Consider the following 18,980-nt stretch of genomic DNA (forward strand, 5'->3'; position numbering starts at 1 on the left):
CGGACCCTGGAGCCCGCCGTTCACGGGACCCGGATCCTGAACCACGACTTGGGGTTGCACAGCAGATGACTGCGATTTCTCTCGGCATGCCGTCCGTTCCGACCAAGCTCGCCGAGCGCCGGAAGAGCCGGCAGATCCAGGTCGGAAACGTGGCGGTCGGCGGGGACGCGCCGGTGTCGGTGCAGTCGATGACCACGACCCGTACGTCCGACATCGGTGCCACGCTCCAGCAGATCGCCGAGCTGACCGCCTCCGGCTGCCAGATCGTGCGGGTGGCGTGCCCCACGCAGGACGACGCGGACGCCCTGGCGACCATCGCGAAGAAGTCGCAGATCCCGGTCATCGCCGACATCCACTTCCAGCCCAAGTACGTGTTCGCCGCCATCGAGGCCGGCTGCGCCGCGGTCCGCGTCAACCCCGGCAACATCAAGCAGTTCGACGACAAGGTCAAGGAGATCGCCAAGGCCGCCAAGGACCACGGCACCCCGATCCGGATCGGCGTCAACGCCGGCTCCCTGGACCGGCGCCTGCTCCAGAAGTACGGCAAGGCGACCCCCGAGGCGCTGGTCGAGTCCGCCCTGTGGGAGGCGTCCCTCTTCGAGGAGCACGACTTCCGGGACATCAAGATCTCCGTCAAGCACAACGACCCGGTCGTCATGATCGAGGCCTACCGCCAGCTCGCCGAGCAGTGCGACTACCCGCTGCACCTCGGCGTGACCGAGGCCGGCCCCGCCTTCCAGGGCACGATCAAGTCGGCGGTCGCCTTCGGCGCGCTGCTGTCGCAGGGCATCGGCGACACCATCCGCGTGTCGCTGAGCGCGCCGCCGGTGGAGGAGATCAAGGTCGGCATCCAGATCCTGGAGTCCCTGAACCTGCGCCAGCGCGGCCTGGAGATCGTCTCCTGCCCGTCCTGCGGCCGGGCCCAGGTGGACGTCTACAAGCTCGCCGAAGAGGTCACCGCGGGTCTGACCGGCATGGAGGTCCCGCTCCGCGTCGCCGTCATGGGCTGTGTCGTCAACGGCCCCGGCGAGGCCCGCGAGGCCGACCTCGGCGTGGCCTCCGGCAACGGCAAGGGCCAGATCTTCGTCAAGGGCGAGGTCATCAAGACCGTCCCCGAGTCCAAGATCGTGGAAACCCTCATCGAGGAGGCCATGAAGCTGGCCGAGCAGATGGAGAAGGACGGCGTGACCTCCGGCGAGCCGTCGGTGTCGGTCGCGGGCTGACCCTCGTACGTTCTGTGAGTCCCGTCACCGCTGGGTGGCGGGACTCGGCCATACCTCCACGCGCGGGCAGAACCGCTCGGTTCGCTCGACCTGACAGGTCGCATCGTCCGTCACGGAAAGAGCCGGCTCATGGAATATTGGAAGGTCGACTGGCTTCACGACTTCGAGTCGGAACCGACAAGGATCTACGGTGAGATCGGTCATGACGGCTATGAGGTGCGCAAAGTGCAGCATTACCGGGATGGCCGAAGGCTGAAATCTGACGAATTCCACGAGTCTGCCGAGATCGGGCTGAGTGAAATCCCGGTAGGCGCTATCGGGGATGTGGCAGGTCAGCCTGAGTTCACCGCGTCTTCGATCACCCTGGAAGAGTTCGAACGAGCGTGGCGGGACGCTTCCTGGCCGCCCGGACCCCGGAATCCTTCAGGAAGTGCGATCCCGGAGACCTGAGGGGAGGCTTCCGCGCAGAAAGGGCCCCCCGCTCCGGGGCGCCGCACAAGCGCACGGGGTACAGTGCCGGGACCAGCAGAACCCCACCGTGAGGCCCCGTAGTGTTGACCCAGACCACCACCCGGGTCCTGGAACCGAACGACCTGGACGCGGCGCTCGCCGTGCTCGACCGTGAGCCGGTCGCCAATGCCTTCGTGACGTCCAGGGTCCGGGTCGCAGGACTGGACCCCTGGCGGCTCGGCGGCGAGATGTGGGGCTGGTACGAGGACGGCATGCTCACGTCCCTCTGCTACGCGGGCGCGAACCTCGTCCCCATCTGCGCCACCCCGCGCGCCGTGCGCGCCTTCGCCGACCGCGCCCGCCGGGCCGGCCGCCGCTGCTCCTCCATCGTCGGCCCCGCCGAGGCCACCGCAGAGCTGTGGCGGCTGCTGGAACCGCACTGGGGCCCGGCCCGCGACGTCCGCGCCCACCAGCCGCTGATGGTCACCGACCGCATGCCCGACGACATCGCCCCGGACCCCTACGTCCGCCGCGTCCGCAAGGACGAGATGGAAACGATCATGCCGGCGTGCGTGGCGATGTTCACCGAGGAGGTCGGCGTCTCCCCGCTGTCCGGCGACGGCGGCCTGCTCTACCAGGCCCGCGTCGCCGAACTCGTCGGCTCCGGCCGCTCCTTCGCCCGCGTCGACGAACACGGCCGGGTCGTGTTCAAGGCGGAGATCGGCGCCGCCACCCCGCAGGCCTGCCAGATCCAGGGCGTATGGGTGGCCCCCGAGTACCGGGGAAGGGGCCTGGCGGCCCCCGGCATGGCCGCCGTGCTGCGCTACGCCCTCGCCGACTTCGCCCCCGTGGCGAGCCTCTACGTCAACGACTTCAACACCGCGGCGCGAAGGACGTACCGGCGGGTGGGGTTCGAAGAGGTCGGCGCCTTCATGAGTGTGCTCTTCTGACCGCCCTGTACGCTCCCCGCATGGACCCAGAGATCGGCCCCCTGGACCTCACCGCCCACGTGGACGAGGCGTTGGCTGTCCAAGCCGTCGCCTTCGGCCTGGGCCCCGAGGAGGTCGCCGTACGCCGGCAGATCGTCCAGCGCCACATGCAGTACCAGGGCGCCCGGGCCTACGGCGCGACCGCCGGCGGCCGGCTCGTCGGCTTCGTGTACGGCATGCCCAACAGCCGCACCCACTGGTGGTCCACCGTCGTGGAGCCCTACCTGCGCGCGAACGGCAACGACTTCTGGCTGGACGACTCCTTCGTCATCACCGAACTGCACGTCCACCCCGACCACCAGAACCGCGGCCTCGGCCGGAAGCTGATCACCACCATCACCGACACCGCCGACGAACCCCGCTCGATCCTCTCCGCGATCGACACCGACAGCCCCGCCCGCGGCCTGTACCACTCCCTCGGCTACACCGACCTCGCCCGCCAGGTGCACTTCCCGAGCGCACCCCGCCCCTACGCCGTGATGGGCGCCCCGCTGCCGCTGCGCCGGCGTTAACCGATTTCCGCCGGTGCGGGCGGCCCGGATAACCTCCATGCCACCACCTTTACCCGGCAGGAGTACGAGAACCATGGCCAAGGCACCGGTCCAGCGCATGTCCCAGTTGATGGCGAAGACGCTGCGCGACGACCCGGCGGACGCCGAGGTCCTCAGCCACAAGCTCCTCGTCCGCGCCGGCTACGTCCGCCGCACGGCGGCCGGCATCTGGAGCTGGCTGCCCCTCGGCAAGAAGGTCCTCGCCAACGTCGAGCGCGTCGTCCGCGAGGAGATGGACGCCATCGGCGCCCAGGAGGTCACCCTCCCCGCCCTGCTGCCGCGCGAGCCCTACGAGGCGACCGGCCGCTGGGACGAGTACGGCCAGGAGCTGTTCCGGCTCAAGGACCGCAAGGGCGGCGACTACCTCCTCGGCCCCACCCACGAGGAGATCTTCACCCTCCTGGTCAAGGACCAGTGCACGTCCTACAAGGACCTGCCGGTGATCCTGTACCAGATCCAGACCAAGTTCCGCGACGAGGCCCGCCCCCGCGCCGGCATCCTGCGCGGCCGCGAGTTCCTGATGAAGGACTCGTACTCCTTCGACCTGGACGACGAGGGCCTCGGCGCCTCCTACGCCCTGCACCGCGAGGCCTACCAGCGGATCTTCGCCCGCCTCGGCCTCGACTACCGCATCTGCGCGGCCACCGCCGGCGCCATGGGCGGCTCCAAGTCCGAGGAGTTCCTCGCCCCGGCCGAGGCCGGCGAGGACACCTTCGCCGACTGCCCGAACTGTGACTTCGCCGCCAACACCGAGGCGATCACCTACCAGCTCACGCCGGTCGACGGCTCCGCCGTGCCCGCGCTGGAGGAGATCCCCACCCCCGACACCCCGACCATCGAGACGCTGGCCGCCACGCTCGGCGTCCCCGCCTCCGCCACGCTGAAGAACCTGCTGGTCAAGGTGGACGGCGAGATCGTCGCCGTGGGCGTGCCCGGCGACCGCGAGGTGGACCTGGACAAGGTCGAGGCGCACTTCGCCCCGGCCGCCGTCGAGATGGTCACCGAGACCGACTTCGCCGCCCACCCCGAGCTGGTCCGCGGCTACGTCGGCCCGCAGGGCCTGGGCGAGAAGGTGAAGTACATCGCCGACCCGCGCGTCGCCCCCGGCACCGCCTGGATCACCGGCGCCAACAAGGAGCACACGCACGCGAAGAACGTCGTCGCCGGCCGTGACTTCGAGGTCGACGAGTACGTGGACGTCGTCGTGGTCCAGGACGGCGACCCCTGCCCGAAGTGCGGCACCGGCCTGAAGCTGGACCGCGCCATCGAGATCGGCCACATCTTCCAGCTGGGCCGCAAGTACGCCGACGCCCTCAAGCTGGACGTCCTCGGCCAGAACGGCAAGCCGGTCCGCGTCACCATGGGCTCCTACGGCATCGGCGTCTCCCGCGCCGTCGCCGCGCTCGCCGAGCAGACCGCCGACGACAAGGGCCTGGTGTGGCCCAAGGAGGTCGCCCCGGCCGACGTGCACGTGGTCGCCGCCGGCAAGGCGCTCCAGACCGATCTGGCGCTGGACGTCGCCGGGAAGCTCGCCGACGCGGGCGTCCGCGTCCTGGTGGACGACCGGGCCGGGGTCTCCCCGGGCGTGAAGTTCACCGACTCCGAGCTGATCGGCATCCCCCAGATCCTGGTCGCCGGCCGCCGCGCCGCCGAGGGCGTCCTGGAACTGAAGGACCGCAAGACCGGCGAACGCGAGGAACTCACGGTCGAGGAAGCCATCGCCCGCCTGACGGCCTGACCCCCGGCCCACCGCTGGTCGCCTGGCCTACCGACGACGCCCTCGGGGACTTCCCCGGGGGCGTCGCCACGCTCGGCCGCCGCACCGGCCGGCAGCCGGCCGGCCGTGTCTCGGGGCAGCCGCCCCTCCGGCCGACCGCCGCTACGGCCCGCCGCCGCTACGGCCCGCCGCCGCTGCGGCCAGTCGTCCTACGGTCGGTCGTGTCTCGGGACAGTCGTTGCTGCGGTTGGCCGCAGCCATCGCCCGTCGCTGCTGCGCCCAGTCGTCCTACGGTGGCCGCCGCTCCGGTCGGTAGTCGCCATAGCGGGCCGCCGTCACGGCCCGCCGCCGCTGCGGCCAGTCGTCCCACGGTCGGTCGTGTCTCGGGGCAGTCGTTGCTGCGGTCGGTCGTCGCACAGCCGGTCGCCGCCACGGCCCGTCGCCGCTGCGGCCAGTCGTCGCAACAGCCGGCCGCCGCTAACGGTCAGTCGTCCTACGGTCGGCCATTTCTCCGGGCAGCCGTTGCCGCCGTCGGTGGTGGCTACGGCCGGTCGCCTCTCCGGGGAGCCGTCGTCGCGGTCGGCCGTCGCTCCGGGCTGCCGCCGCTGCGGACAGTCGGGCCACGGTCCGTCGTCACTCAGGCCGGCCGGGGCTACGTCCCATCGGCCCTCGCTACAGCCAGGCCGCGAACTCCAGCAGCAGTTCCGCGTCCGTCGGGCGGCCGACGCGGAGGGCCCGGACGCCGGACTCCACCGCGCGGAACAGCGTCCAGCCCCGCAGGCGGTCCTGGTCGACCTCCAGGGACTCCGCGAGCCGCTTGATCCGGCGGCGGGTGGTGGCCGGGCCGGCCGACTGGGCGATCAGGTCCTCCACCCGGTCCCGGACCAGCCGCGCCAGGTCGAAGGCGCTCTCGCCGACCACGGGGTCCGGGCCCACCGCGAGCCACGGCATCCGCTCGCCCGACAGCACCTTGCTCTGCCGGAACGTGCCGTGCAGCAGCCGCTCCTCGGGCGGCGCGGCCAGCAGCTCCTCGCGGGCGGCCAGTGCCGACTCCACCAGCGGGGCCACCTCGGGGTCGGCCCCGGCGCTGGCCCGCATGGCCGCCGCCTGCCGCCCGGTGCGCTCGGCGACGGTCTCGAAGGCGTGCCCGGCCGGCGGCTCCACCCACAGCCTGCGCAGCGTCCCCGCCGCCTCCAGCAGCGCCTTGGCCTCCGGCAGCGAACGCACCGACACATCCGGGTGCAGCCGCTCCAGCAGCAGCGCCCCGTCCTGCGCGCCGTCCTCCAGGAGCTGTACGGCGCCCAGCCCGGCCCAGTGCGCCAGCGCGGCCCGCTCGCTCTCCGGGCGGGCCCGGGGCGGGGCGAGCTTCAGCACGGCCGGGGTGCCGTCCGGCAGCCGTACCAGCATCACCAGGCTGCTGCGCCCGCCGGGCACCTGCACCCGCTCCACGGTCAACCCGCGCCGGGCGACGGCCTCCTCGGCCGCCGCGGGCAGCCGCGCCAGCCAGTCGTCCCCGGCCGGTGCCGTCTCACCGAGCGCCCGTACCAGGCGCGGCGGCGCTTCCCAAGCCATGCGCGAGTCGTTCCCTTCCTGTGGGTCCTTGTCGGCTCCCGGTCCGTCCTCCGACGGGCGTACGGGCCTCCTGCCGGTGCCTCAGCGCCTCGCCGGAGCCGTGGCGGAGGCGGCGGACGCGGTGGCCGTCGCAGTCGTGCCGGCCGCGCCGGTCCGCTCGTCGGTCCGGTCACCGGACCGCTCGGCGAGCCCAGGGAAGGCTACGCTCTGTCCGCTCCAGCGCACCGCCCGCACCGCGGTCTCCCGCAGCGCCCCGGCCGCGTCGGCCCGCCGCGCGCCGGTCGCCGCCCGCACCAGGTCCGAGTAGACCCCGGCCAGCCGCTCCTCCAGCCGCGCGGCCAGCCGCACCGCCGCCGCCCCGTCCCCGACCGGGAACGGAAGCTCGTACGCGGCGCTCGCGGCGACCGGGGCGGCGCCCAGGTCACGCACCGCGCGCACCAGCGCGTCCCGGCGCGCCCGGTGGGCGTCGTACGCCGCCCGCGCCTCCGCCCGGCGCCGCTCGCCGATCCGCCCGCCGACGACCCCGTAGCCGTAGATCGCCGCGTGCTCCGCCGCCAGCGCCGCCTGGAGCGCGGTCACCTCGGCCTGCCGTACCTCCTCGCTCACTTGGCCACCTCCGTCAGCAGGTACGCGTGCGCGGCCCCGGCCGCCGCGACCGACGCCAGCAGCCGCGCCAGCTCGCCCGGCACCTGGAGCAGCTCCTTGGCCCGCCGGTCGGCCAGGGCACGCTCGGCGGCGGCCAGCTGGGCCACGGCGTCCTTCTCGGCGGCGGGCACGGGCGCGGGCGCGGCCGAGGACTTCGACACCGCCGGCGAGGGCTTCGTACCGTCCTCGAACGCGGCCGCGTGCGCCGCGACCTGGGCCCGCAGCGGGCGCAGCCGGTCCGTCAGGGCGGGATGCGCGGCCAGCACGGCGTCGTAGCGCGCGAGCAGCCCCCGGCTGTCCCGCGCCGCACGCGCGCGTGCCCGCGCGCCGGCCGACGGGCCGTCGTCGCCGGAGTCCGCTCCGGCCGAGCAGCCCGCCAGCAGGGCGGCGCCGGCGGCCGAGGCCAGCAGGGTTCTTCTGCGCGGCCCCGAGGGGGTGCGCGACGGCGGGGGGTACGGCACGGCTGACGTCCTCGGGGGGCTCGTACGAACACACGGGCGGAACGGCGCCCGCCGTTGATCACGGTACCCGCGCATCCGCCCCCCGCATGTCACCGGCTCAGCGGTCCCACCCGAGGGCACGCGGCCGTACCGGCACGCGGCCCCGGGCTCCGCTGCGAAGCACCCCCCGCCGGAGGCAGTACCCTTTGACCAGACACGCGACCCATCCCACAACAGCACACGCGGCCGAGGAGTCACCCGGATGAGCACCACCCAGAGCGAGAGGCTGCGAGAGCTGCTGGAACCGCTCGTCACCTCCCATGGGCTGGATCTCGAAGAGATCGCCGTGGACTCCGTAGGACGCAAGCGGGTGCTGCGCGTCGTGGTCGACTCCGACACCGGAGCGGACCTGGACCGGATCGCCGATGTGAGCCGCGCGCTCTCGGCGCGGCTGGACGAGACGAACGCGATGGGCGAGGGCGCGTACGACCTGGAGGTCGGAACCCCCGGCGCGGAGCGCCTCCTCACCGAGCACCGGCACTTCGTGCGCGCCGTCGACCGGCTCGTGAAGTTCCAGCTCACGGAGGGCGGCGAGCTGGTCGCGCGGATCCTGGACGTCGACGACGAGGGCATCGACGTGGAGGTGCCCGGGGTGAAGGGCCGCAAGGCCACCACCCGCAGACTCGGCTTCCCCGAGATCGCCAAGGCGCGCGTGCAGGTCGAGTTCAACCGCAAGGACAGCAAGAAGGACATGAAGGAAGAGGAGGAGGCGTAGCCGTGGACATCGACATGAGCGCCCTGCGGGGTTTGGTCCGGGAGAAGGAGATCTCCTTCGACCTGCTGGTCGAGGCGATCGAGTCGGCCCTCCTCATCGCCTACCACCGCACCGAGGGAAGCCGCCGACACGCGCGCGTGGAGCTCAACCGGGAGACCGGGCATGTGACCGTGTGGGCGAAGGAGGACCCCGAGGACCTCGCCGAGGGCCAGGCGCCCCGTGAGTTCGACGACACCCCGTCCGGTTTCGGCCGTATCGCCGCCACCACCGCCAAGCAGGTGATCCTGCAGCGGCTGCGCGACGCCGAGGACGACGCGACGCTCGGCGAGTACGCCGGCCGCGAGGGCGACATCGTCACCGGCGTGGTCCAGCAGGGCCGCGACCCGAAGAACGTGCTCGTGGACATCGGCAAGCTGGAGGCCATCCTGCCGGTGCAGGAGCAGGTGCCCGGCGAGACCTACCCGCACGGCATGCGCCTGCGGTCGTACGTGGTCCGCGTGGCCAAGGGCGTGCGCGGCCCGTCCGTGACGCTCTCCCGCACCCACCCGAACCTGGTGAAGAAGCTCTTCGCCCTGGAGGTGCCGGAGATCGCCGACGGCTCGGTGGAGATCGCCGCGATCGCCCGTGAGGCCGGTCACCGCACGAAGATCGCCGTACGGTCCACCCGTTCGGGCCTGAACGCCAAGGGTGCCTGCATCGGCCCCATGGGCGGCCGGGTGCGCAATGTGATGGGCGAACTGAACGGCGAGAAGATCGACATCGTCGACTGGTCGGACGACCCGGCGGAGATGGTCGCGAACGCCCTGTCACCCGCCCGGGTGAGCAAGGTGGAGGTCGTGGACATGGCCGCCCGCTCCGCACGGGTGACCGTGCCGGACTACCAGCTGTCGCTGGCGATCGGCAAGGAGGGCCAGAACGCCCGCCTCGCCGCCCGCCTCACCGGCTGGAGGATCGATATCCGGCCAGACACCGAGCAGGCCGGCGCGTAGCCGCGACACGCACCAAGGGTGCCCGGACCAGCCCCGGAGCCGCACGGCGGACCCGGGGCCGGGGAATAGATCCCGGCCGCCCGACGCTGAGATCACGACAACAGCCGTTCGATTCTTGCCCCAAAGGGGTGAGGTCGGTACGGGGAGGTAGACTTAACTGTGTCTGGCCGGACGCACACCCGAGCATGCCCTGAACGCACCTGTGTGGGGTGCCGGGAGCGGGCGGCCAAGAACGACCTCCTGCGGATCGTGGGAATCGAGGACGCATGCGTCCCCGATCCTCGCGGTACGCTGCCCGGCCGGGGTGTCTACGTGCACCCCGCCCTGGTCTGTCTCGACCAGGCGGTACGCCGCCGGGCGTTCCCGCGGGCACTGCGCGTCCCGGGACCGCTCGACACAAAGGCGTTGCGTCGATACGTCGAGCAGACAACAGTTGCCGAGCAGGCAACGCCGTAAGACGTGCCGTACGGAACCCCGTACGGCCTGGTACCTCGCGAGTCGAAAGCAGGTCGAGATTGCGATGAGCACTCGATGAGTACGCGATGAGTACGCCCATGAACTAGCGACGGTCCGGCTTCAACCCGGACCTCAAAGGAGCGAAGTGGCTAAGGTCCGGGTATACGAACTCGCCAAGGAGTTCGGTGTCGAGAGCAAGGTCGTCATGGCCAAGCTCCAGGAACTCGGTGAATTCGTCCGTTCGGCGTCTTCGACCATCGAAGCGCCGGTTGTACGTAAGCTGACCGACGCCTTCCAGGGCGGTGGCAGCGGCAAGTCCGCGAAGCCCGCCCCGCGCAAGGCCTCCCCCAAGCCCGCCGCGCCCTCTCCGGCGCAGGCGGCACGTCCCGCTGCCCCGGCCCCGCGGCCGGCTGCGGCTCCCAAGCCCCCGACGGCGCCCGCTGCCCAGCAGCCGGCCGCCCCGTCGGCCCCCGCGGCGTCCGCGCCGGCCCCGGCTCCGGGTCCGCGCCCGGTGCCCGGTCCCAAGCCCGCGCCGCGCCCGGCCCCGGCCGCCCCGGAGTTCACCGCTCCGCCGGCCGCTCCGGCCGCGCAGACCCCGCAGGCCCCGGCCGCCCAGGGTCCGCGTCCCGGCGGCGCCCGTCCCGGCGCCCCGAAGCCCGGCGGTGCCCGTCCCGCTTCCGGCCAGGGCCAGGCGCCCCGTCCGGGCCAGGGCGGTCAGCGTCCCGGCGGCCAGGCCCCGCGTCCGGGTGCCCGTCCGTCCGGTCCGCGTCCGGGCAACAACCCCTTCACGTCCGGCGGCAACGCCGGCATGGCCCGCCCGCAGGCCCCGCGCCCGCAGGGCGGCCCGCGTCCCGGCCCCGGCGGTCCCGGCGGCGCCCCCCGTCCCCAGGCGCCCGGCGCCCAGGGCGGCGGTCCGCGTCCGCAGGCTCCCGGCGGTCCCCGGCCGTCCCCGGCCGGCATGCCCCGCCCGCAGGGCGGCCCGCGTCCCGGCCCGGCCGGTCCGCGGCCGAACCCGGGCATGATGCCGCAGCGTCCCGCTGCCGGCCCGCGTCCCGGCCCCGGTGGCGGCGGTCGCGGTCCCGGTGCCGGTGGTCGTCCCGGTGGCGGCGGCGGTCGTCCCGGCGGCGGCTTCGCCGGTCGTCCCGGTGGTGGCGGCGGCTTCGCCGGCCGTCCGGCCGGTCCCGGTGGCGGCGGCGGTGGCTTCGCCGGCCGTCCGGGTGGTCCCGGCGGTGGCGGCGGTGGCCGTCCCGGCTTCGGCGGCCGTCCCGGCGGTCCCGGTGGCCGTGGTGGTACGCAGGGCGCCTTCGGCCGTCCCGGCGGTCCGGCGCGTCGTGGCCGCAAGTCGAAGCGGCAGCGGCGCCAGGAGTACGAGGCCATGCAGGCCCCGAGCGTCGGCGGCGTGATGCTGCCGCGCGGCAACGGCGAGACCATCCGTCTCTCCCGCGGCGCGTCGCTCACCGACTTCGCGGAGAAGATCAACGCCAACCCGGCGTCCCTCGTCGCGGTCATGATGAACCTCGGCGAGATGGTCACCGCGACCCAGTCCGTCTCCGACGAGACCCTCCAGCTCCTCGCCGACGAGATGAACTACGCGGTTCAGATCGTCAGCCCGGAGGAGGAGGACCGCGAGCTGCTCGAGTCCTTCGACATCGAGTTCGGCGAGGACGAGGGCGACGAGGAGGACCTGGTGGTCCGCCCGCCGGTCGTCACCGTCATGGGTCACGTCGACCACGGTAAGACCCGACTGCTCGACGCGATCCGCAAGACGAACGTCATCGCGGGCGAGGCCGGCGGCATCACCCAGCACATCGGTGCCTACCAGGTCGCGACCGAGGTCAACGGGGAAGACCGCAAGATCACCTTCATCGACACCCCGGGTCACGAGGCGTTCACCGCCATGCGTGCCCGTGGTGCGAAGTCGACCGACATCGCGATCCTGGTCGTCGCGGCCAACGACGGCGTCATGCCGCAGACGGTCGAGGCGCTCAACCACGCCAAGGCGGCCGACGTGCCGATCGTGGTCGCGGTCAACAAGATCGACGTCGAGGGTGCCGACCCGACCAAGGTGCGCGGTCAGCTGACCGAGTACGGCCTCGTGGCCGAGGAGTATGGCGGCGACACCATGTTCGTCGACATCTCCGCCAAGCAGGGTCTGCACATCGACTCGCTGCTGGAGGCCGTGATCCTCACGGCCGACGCCTCGCTCGACCTGCGGGCCAACCCGAACCAGGACGCGCAGGGCATCTCGATCGAGTCCCGTCTCGACCGCGGCCGTGGTGCCGTGGCGACGGTCCTCGTCCAGCGAGGCACGCTGCGGGTCGGCGACACGATGGTGGTCGGCGACGCCTACGGCCGAGTCCGCGCCATGCTCGACGACAACGGCAACAACGTCGCCGAAGCCGGCCCGTCGACGCCGGTCCAGGTCCTCGGCCTGACCAACGTCCCGGGTGCGGGCGACAACTTCCTGGTGGTCGACGAGGACCGTACGGCCCGTCAGATCGCCGAGAAGCGCGCCGCCCGCGAGCGCAACGCGGCCTTCGCCAAGCGCACGCGCCGTGTGTCGCTGGAGGACCTGGACAAGGTGCTCAAGGCCGGCGAGGTCCAGCAGCTGAACCTGATCATCAAGGGTGACGCTTCCGGTTCCGTCGAGGCCCTCGAGTCCTCCCTGCTCCAGCTGGACGTCGGCGAAGAGGTCGACATCCGCGTCCTGCACCGCGGCGTCGGTGCGGTCACGGAGTCCGACATCGACCTGGCGATGGGCTCCGACGCCATCGTCATCGGCTTCAACGTCCGTGCGGCCGGCCGTGCCGCGCAGATGGCGGAGCGCGAGGGCGTGGACGTCCGGTACTACTCGGTCATCTACCAGGCGATCGAGGAGATCGAGGCGGCCCTCAAGGGCATGCTCAAGCCGGAGTACGAAGAGGTCGAGCTGGGTACGGCGGAGATCCGCGAGGTCTTCAAGTCGTCCAAGCTGGGCAACATCGCCGGTGTCCTCATCCGCTCCGGCGAGGTGCGCCGCAACACCAAGGCCCGCCTCATCCGCGACGGCAAGGTGGTCGCGGAGAACCTCACCATCGAGGGCCTGCGTCGCTTCAAGGACGACGTCACCGAGATCCGCGAAGGCTACGAGGGTGGTATCAACCTCGGAAACTTCAACGACATCAAGGTCGACGACGTCATCGCGACGTACGAGATGCGCGAGAAGCCGCGGGCGTAACGGCCCACGGCATCCGAAGCTGGCCGGCGGGATCTCGGTCCCGCCGGCCAGCGCGCCGTTTTCCGGGCGGCACGGCGGCTCCGGGCGCCGGAAAACCCGGTCGAGCCGTCGCCGGGCACGGGGTAACGTGGCTCCAGGCCATCGATCCCGTACCGGCGGGTAAACCCGGCACGAACATGTACGTGGGGACTCTGTCCTTCGACCTCCTCCTCGGCGACGTCCACTCGCTGAAGGAGAAGCGCTCCGTCGTCCGCCCGATCGTCGCCGAGCTCCAGCGGAAGTACGCCGTGAGCGCGGCCGAGGTGGATCACATGAACCTCCACCGGCGGGCGGTCATCGGCCTCGCCCTGGTCTCCGGCGACGCGGCGCACCTCACCGACGTACTGGACCGGTGCGAACGGCTGGTCGCCGCCCGCCCCGAGGTGGAGCTGCTGTCGGTCCGACGCCGCTTCCACGGCGAAGACGACTGACGACGACCAGACCACAGAACGCAAGCAAGAAGAAAGAACGGGAGACGGACCAGTGGCCGACAACGCGCGGGCGAAAAGGCTGGCGGACCTCATCCGGGAGGTGGTGGCCCAGAAGCTGCAGCGCGGGATCAAGGACCCGCGGCTCGGCTCGCACGTCACCATCACGGACACCCGGGTCACGGGTGACCTGCGGGAGGCGACCGTCTTCTACACGGTCTACGGCGACGACGAGGAGCGGAAGGCCGCCGCGGCCGGCCTGGAGAGCGCCAAGGGCATCCTGCGCTCCGAGGTGGGCCGTGCGGCCGGGGTGAAGTTCACCCCCACCCTGACCTTCGTGGCGGACGCCCTGCCGGACACCGCCCGGACCATCGAGGACCTCCTCGACAAGGCCCGGCAGTCCGACGAGAAGGTGCGCGAGGCGGCCACCGGCGCGACGTACGCCGCCGGCGCCGACCCCTACCGCAAGCCGGCGGACGACGAGACCGACACGGACGGCGACGCCACCGAATGACCCAGAAGCACACCACGCCCGACGGCCTCGTCATCGTCGACAAGCCGTCGGGCTTCACTTCGCACGACGTGGTCGCCAAGATGCGCGGGATCGCCAAGACCCGCCGTGTCGGCCACGCCGGCACCCTCGACCCCATGGCGACCGGCGTCCTGGTCCTCGGGGTCGAGCGCGCCACCAAGCTCCTCGGGCACCTCGCGCTCACCGAGAAGGAGTACCTGGGCACCGTCCGCCTGGGCCAGACCACCCTCACCGACGACGCCGAGGGCGAGATCACCTCGTCCACCGACGCCTCCAAGGTGACCCGGGACGCCATCGACGCCGGCATCGCCAAGCTCACCGGCGACATCATGCAGGTGCCGTCCAAGGTCAGCGCCATCAAGATCAACGGCGTACGGTCGTACAAGCGGGCGCGTGAGGGCGAGGAGTTCGAGATCCCCGCCCGGCCGGTGACCATCTCCTCCTTCGCGGTCTACGACGTCCGGGACGCGGTCGCCGAGGACGGCACCCCGGTGCTCGACCTGGTCGTGTCGGTGGTCTGCTCCTCCGGCACCTACATCCGCGCCCTCGCCCGCGACCTGGGCGCCGGTCTCGGCGTCGGCGGCCACCTCACCGCGCTGCGCCGCACCCGCGTCGGGCCCTACAAGCTGGACGCGGCCAAGACGCTGGACCAGCTCCAGCAGGACCTGACCGTGATGCCGATCGCCGAGGCCGCCACCGCCGCGTTCCCGCGCTGGCAGGTCGACGCCAAGCGGGCCCGGCTGCTGCTCAACGGCGTCCGGCTGGAGATCCCCGACGAGTACGCGGGCGCCGGTCCGGTGGGCGTGTTCGACCACGAGGGCCGTTTCCTCGCGCTCGTCGAAGAGCACCGGGGCAAGGCCAAGAGCCTGGCCGTCTTCGGCTGAGCGGGGCGGGACGCCGCAGCGGCCGGTGCCGTAGCGGTCGGTCCCGTCTCGGCCTGCTGTAACGGCTGTCCCGGGGGAGGCCGCCGTAGGGCGTCTGCCGGGGCCGACGTCCGCGGTGGCCGTCTGCGGTGGGCGCCGTCGCCGGGTCCGTCTGCTGTGGGCGGTCTTCCGTGGCCGTCTGCCGTGGAGCGGCGGCCCGCCCTGGCCGGGCCCTGCCGCCGCTCCACGGTCCCCCCTCTTCCCCCTTCCTAAGGTTCTCCAGCAGCCCCCGCCTATTCACCCGACCGGCCGGGCGCTCGGAGCGAACCGGGGGAGCGGAAGGGGGCGCGTTCAGGCGAGAACAGCCCCGCCGTGCCTCGCGTGCCTACCGTCGGGTCAGGGCACAGGGACGGGCGGGGAGGTACGGCCATGGCGGAACGGGGCCCGCGCACCGAAGGCGGGCGCCGGGAGCGGGAGGGGCACGAGCGGCCGGAATCGGGCGCACCGGCCCGTACGGGCGCCTTGCCCGACGTCGTACGGACCACCGGCACCGACCCCGTCCTCGTACGCATCCACGACCCGGCCGGCCGCCCCCTCGGCCTCGGCTTCCTCGCCGACCACGAGGGCACCCTCCTCACCAGCCACGAGACCGTCGACGGCCGCCCCCGGATGCTGCTGCACGCGCCAGGGGAACGCACCCGCACGGTCACCGCCGACGCGGTCACCCCGCTGCCCCGCCTGGGCCTCGCCCTGATCCGCACCGAGGGCCTCGGCGCGGACCCGCTGCCGCTGACCGTACGGAGCCGGATCGGCGCGGGCACCTACGTACGGATCGCCGCCGGCTGCTGGCGCCAGGCGCGGGTACTGGCCGCGACCCGGGCCACGTACTCCGCCGGGGACGGACCTCACCTCCTCGAGGACGTACTGGAGCTGGCCATCGGCACGGCCGGCCGGGACGCGCTCAGGCCCGGCGGCGGCGCGGCCGGGGGACCGGTGTGCGACGCCCGCACCGGCGCGGTCGTCGGCGTCCTCGGCACCGCCCTGAGCGCCGCCGGGCGCGAGGCGGGCTTCGCCGTCCCGTTGCGGCCCGCCGACGACGCCCTCGCCGCGCTCCTCGCCCGCAACGCGGCCACCGTGCCCGCCTACGGCGCCGACCTCAACCTCGCCGGCATCCTCCAGCTGACCACGACCTCCGTGGGCCAGGACGGCCCCCCGGGCGCCACCGACCCGGTCGAGCGTCCCGGCATCGCGCGGGAGCTGACCGCCTTCACCGCCGGCGACCGGCCCGTGCTCGGCCTGGTCGGCGCCCCGGGCAGCGGCCGTACGACGCAGCTCGCGGCCCTCGCCGCCCGCCGGGCCCGGGGTGAGCGGCCCGCGCCCACGCTGTGGCTGCGCGGCGCCGACCTGGCGGCCACCGACGGCTCGGTGGCCGACGCCGCGCGCCGCGCCCTGGCCCGCGCCGCCCGGATCGTCGCCGCGTCCCGGGCCGTCCGCCCCGAGGACCTGGGCGACGTCACCCCGGAGCACCTGGCCCGCCTCGCCGCCCGGGCCGGCCGCCCGCTGCTGCTCCTCCTCGACGGCCCCGAGGAGATGCCCCCGGCCCTCGCCCACCGCCTGCCCGAGTGGACCCGCGGCACGGCCGACTGGCTCCACGGCACCGGGGCCCGTCTGCTGGTCGCCTGCCGGGAGGAACACTGGGAACGCGCGGGGCGGGCGTTCCCCGACAACCTGCTCCACGCGCCGGCGCCTGAAGAAGGCCCCGCTTCCGCCGCCCCCTTGCCCCCCTGCCTCCCGATCGGCGACCTCACCGCCGACGAGGCGCGCCGGGCCCGCGCCCGGTACGGCATCGCGGACGGCGTCCTCGCCGAGCGGGACGCCCGGCATCCGCTCACCCTCCGGCTGCTGTCCGAGGTCCGGGCCGCCGCCCCGGCCGCCCCGCTCGCCGGGCCCCTGGACCGCCACGACGTCTTCGCCGCCTACCTCGACCTGGTGTGCCTGCGCGTCGCGGTCCGGCTCGCCGCCGCCGGCGGGCCGCGCGGTACGGCCGTACGGCGGCTCGCCGCGCGGGTGGCCGGGCAGGTGCACGAGGCGGCCCGGCGCAGCCTCGGACCGGGGCAGGGCGAACTGGACCGGGAGTCGTTCGAGGCCGTGTTCCCCTGGGGGCCCGCCCCGGCCCGTCTCGGCGCGGGCACCGGCTGGGCCTCCGCCGTCCTCGCCGAGGGCCTCCTCGTGCCGGCCGGCGGCGGCTACCGCTTCGCCCACGAGGACCTGGCCGACTGGCTGCACGGCATGCACCTGGACCTCGACGAGGCCCTGCGCGCCCTGGTGCGCTCACCCGGCGAGCGGCCCGAGGCGGACCGTCCGGTCCCGGTGCCGCACCACCGTACCGGCCCCGTCGTCCAAGCCCTGCTGCTCCTCGCCCGCCAGCACGGAAGCCGGCAACTGGGCGCGCGGTTACGCGAGTTGGCCGACGCCTTGGACCGCGACACCGGCTCCTGGTGGGCCGCCCGGCTGCTCGCCCGTACCCTGCTCCAGGTCCCGGACGCGACCCCGTACACCGAGGTGCTGCGGCTGCTCGCCGACCGGGTCGCCGCCTGGCGCCAGGAACGGCGGCCGGTACCGGCCGAGTTCGGCCCCGCCTTCTGGACCGCGCTGCCCGTCACCGCCCCCGAGCGCCTGGACCTGCTGCGCCGCCTCCTGCCGGCCGACCCGGCACCGTCCGCGTCGGCCCCCCGCCACCTGGACGCCGTCGCCGGACTCCTCGCCGCCGCACCGGAGGCCGTACAACCCCTGCTGACCCGCTGGTTCACCGACGAGCGCCCGCTGCCCGCGACCCCGCACGCCACCGTGGCCACGGCCGCGCAGGCGCTGCTGCACACCCACCGGCACCGCGCCCCGGACGACCTCACCGAGGTCCTGGTGGACTGCCCCCACCCCCGCGCGGAGGAACTGCTCGGCGCCCTCGCCGAGGACGAGCCGTCGGCCGTCTGCCGGGCCGCGGACCGCTGGGCGCACGACGAGCGCCCCGCCCGCCGGGCCGCGGCCGTCACCCACGCACTGCGCGCCGCCCCCCACGTCCGTACGGCGGCGGACCGCGCGCTGCTCGGCCGCGCCGCCCTCGCCGTGCTCGCCCGCCCCGCCGACCACGCCCTGCACGGCGCCGCCCGCGCCGTCCTGGCCCACGACCCGGACAGCCGCGACCGCCATCTGCCCGAGGCCCTGCGCCACTTCGCCGACGGCGACCCGCGCATCCCGCCCGGCGCCCTCGTCCCGGCCCTGGCCACCCACCCCGAACCGGTCCTGGACGCCTTCCGCGCCCGGCTGCGCGCCCCCGAGGACGCCGTCCTGCGCGCCCTCACCGAGATCACCGCCCCGGCCCTCGCCCGTCCGGTCGCCGCGCTGCTCCAGGAGGCGGTGCGGCTGCGCCCGGAGACCGCCGGGCGCCTCGCCCGCCGCGTCGACCGCCGGCTCGGCCTCGGCGCCGCCGCGCGCCCCGTCCTGCTGCCGCTGGTCACCGCCCTGCTCGACGGCGGCCCGGAACCCCTCAGGGCCTGCGTCGCCACCGTCCTGGCCGGCGCCGGCACGCCCGCCTCCCGTCCGCTCCGCCGCGAGCTGCTGGAGTTCCTGCTCGACCGGGAGCGGGACCCGGCCGTCCTGGACGCCGTCCTGCGCGCGGCGGTGGCCCGGGACGACCCCCGGACGGGGCCGGGGGAGGAGGAGACCCGGGACCTGGTCCACCGCACCGGCCTGCTCCTCGTCCGCACGCCCGAGGGCGCCGCCCGCTGCGACCGGGGCCTGGCCGACCTCGTCCGGCACGTGCCCGGCTTCGCCGCCCGCCTGGCCCGCTGGCTGACCGACGCCCCGGACGACTGGGCCGCGCTGACCGGCCCCGGCACCCGCCGCATGATCGAGAACCTGGCGGGCGTGCGCGTACCCGCGTGAGGAGCGAACCCGTATCGGCCTGGGCGGATACGGGGCATACGCCCACCGCCCGGGCGCCACCACGGACGTGCGCCCCGTCACAGCCCCCATGCCGATGCTGGCGCGGAGCACCCGGCATGGCACCCTTAGACCTGCACAACGAGGTCAAGACA

Annotated in this window: 16 protein-coding genes; 13 read left to right on the forward strand and 3 right to left on the reverse strand. The window is 73.8% G+C overall.

What is annotated here, in order from left to right; translation table 11 throughout:
• The first annotated feature begins 65 nt into the window (after positions 1 to 65).
• The 5 genes from ispG to IE251_RS30750 all read left to right on the forward strand — a co-directional run bounded on the left by ispG (position 66) and on the right by IE251_RS30750 (position 4,951).
• Positions 66 to 1,223: a flavodoxin-dependent (E)-4-hydroxy-3-methylbut-2-enyl-diphosphate synthase gene (gene ispG, locus IE251_RS30730; protein WP_189756244.1), complete on the forward strand. Its 1,158-nt coding sequence runs from the start codon at positions 66 to 68 to the stop codon at positions 1,221 to 1,223.
• A gap of 129 nt (positions 1,224 to 1,352) precedes the next feature.
• A complete protein-coding gene (locus IE251_RS30735) occupies positions 1,353 to 1,673 on the forward strand; it encodes a DUF6881 domain-containing protein (RefSeq protein WP_189756245.1) in 321 nt (106 codons plus the stop codon).
• 101 nt (positions 1,674 to 1,774) lie between these two features.
• Complete coding sequence (locus IE251_RS30740) at positions 1,775 to 2,623, forward strand: GNAT family N-acetyltransferase (RefSeq protein ID WP_030784875.1); 849 nt, start codon at positions 1,775 to 1,777, stop codon at positions 2,621 to 2,623.
• Between the two features lie 20 nt (positions 2,624 to 2,643).
• Positions 2,644 to 3,174 carry a GNAT family N-acetyltransferase gene (locus IE251_RS30745; protein ID WP_189756246.1) on the forward strand — a complete coding sequence of 177 codons (531 nt, stop codon included), beginning with the start codon at positions 2,644 to 2,646 and terminating at the stop codon, positions 3,172 to 3,174.
• 73 nt (positions 3,175 to 3,247) lie between these two features.
• On the forward strand, positions 3,248 to 4,951 hold the full coding sequence (locus IE251_RS30750) for a proline--tRNA ligase (protein ID WP_189756247.1): 1,704 nt from the start codon (positions 3,248 to 3,250) through the stop codon (positions 4,949 to 4,951).
• Between the two features lie 651 nt (positions 4,952 to 5,602).
• Here the strand turns inward: IE251_RS30750 and IE251_RS30755 are convergent.
• The 3 genes from IE251_RS30755 to IE251_RS30765 form a co-directional block, all read right to left on the reverse strand.
• Entirely contained in the window at positions 5,603 to 6,502 is a 900-nt protein-coding gene (locus IE251_RS30755) for an aminoglycoside phosphotransferase family protein (RefSeq protein WP_189756248.1), read from the reverse strand.
• An 81-nt stretch (positions 6,503 to 6,583) separates the two neighbouring features.
• Complete coding sequence (locus IE251_RS30760) at positions 6,584 to 7,108, reverse strand: ferritin-like domain-containing protein (protein WP_189756249.1); 525 nt, start codon at positions 7,106 to 7,108, stop codon at positions 6,584 to 6,586.
• Positions 7,105 to 7,608 (reverse strand): hypothetical protein, encoded by a 504-nt coding sequence (locus IE251_RS30765; protein ID WP_189756250.1) that lies wholly within the window; start codon positions 7,606 to 7,608, stop codon positions 7,105 to 7,107. The genes IE251_RS30760 and IE251_RS30765 overlap by 4 nt, the downstream gene beginning before the upstream one ends.
• A gap of 241 nt (positions 7,609 to 7,849) precedes the next feature.
• Between IE251_RS30765 and rimP the strand changes: the two genes are divergently transcribed.
• The 8 genes from rimP to IE251_RS30805 all read left to right on the forward strand — a co-directional run bounded on the left by rimP (position 7,850) and on the right by IE251_RS30805 (position 18,828).
• On the forward strand, positions 7,850 to 8,362 hold the full coding sequence (gene rimP, locus IE251_RS30770; RefSeq protein WP_030784862.1) for a ribosome maturation factor RimP: 513 nt from the start codon (positions 7,850 to 7,852) through the stop codon (positions 8,360 to 8,362).
• Positions 8,363 to 8,364: 2 nt separating this feature from the next.
• Positions 8,365 to 9,351 carry a transcription termination factor NusA gene (gene nusA / locus IE251_RS30775; RefSeq protein ID WP_030784860.1) on the forward strand — a complete coding sequence of 329 codons (987 nt, stop codon included), beginning with the start codon at positions 8,365 to 8,367 and terminating at the stop codon, positions 9,349 to 9,351.
• Positions 9,352 to 9,510: 159 nt separating this feature from the next.
• Entirely contained in the window at positions 9,511 to 9,807 is a 297-nt protein-coding gene (locus IE251_RS30780; protein ID WP_078637567.1) for a YlxR family protein, read from the forward strand.
• 145 nt (positions 9,808 to 9,952) lie between these two features.
• Positions 9,953 to 13,024 carry a translation initiation factor IF-2 gene (gene infB, locus IE251_RS30785; protein WP_189756251.1) on the forward strand — a complete coding sequence of 1,024 codons (3,072 nt, stop codon included), beginning with the start codon at positions 9,953 to 9,955 and terminating at the stop codon, positions 13,022 to 13,024.
• A 176-nt stretch (positions 13,025 to 13,200) separates the two neighbouring features.
• On the forward strand, positions 13,201 to 13,494 hold the full coding sequence (locus IE251_RS30790; protein WP_030784857.1) for a DUF503 domain-containing protein: 294 nt from the start codon (positions 13,201 to 13,203) through the stop codon (positions 13,492 to 13,494).
• A gap of 52 nt (positions 13,495 to 13,546) precedes the next feature.
• A complete protein-coding gene (gene rbfA / locus IE251_RS30795) occupies positions 13,547 to 14,005 on the forward strand; it encodes a 30S ribosome-binding factor RbfA (RefSeq protein WP_189756252.1) in 459 nt (152 codons plus the stop codon).
• The gene (gene truB, locus IE251_RS30800) at positions 14,002 to 14,907 is read left to right on the forward strand and encodes a tRNA pseudouridine(55) synthase TruB (protein ID WP_189756253.1); all 906 of its coding nucleotides are present in this window, start codon (positions 14,002 to 14,004) and stop codon (positions 14,905 to 14,907) included. Before rbfA ends, truB begins: the two co-directional genes overlap by 4 nt.
• 408 nt (positions 14,908 to 15,315) lie before the next feature.
• Positions 15,316 to 18,828, forward strand: coding sequence for a trypsin-like peptidase domain-containing protein (locus IE251_RS30805; protein WP_229897009.1), 3,513 nt, complete (start codon positions 15,316 to 15,318; stop codon positions 18,826 to 18,828).
• Positions 18,829 to 18,980 lie beyond the last annotated feature (152 nt).

The organism is Streptomyces eurythermus (genome assembly GCF_014649115.1).
Classification (GTDB): domain Bacteria; phylum Actinomycetota; class Actinomycetes; order Streptomycetales; family Streptomycetaceae; genus Streptomyces; species Streptomyces eurythermus.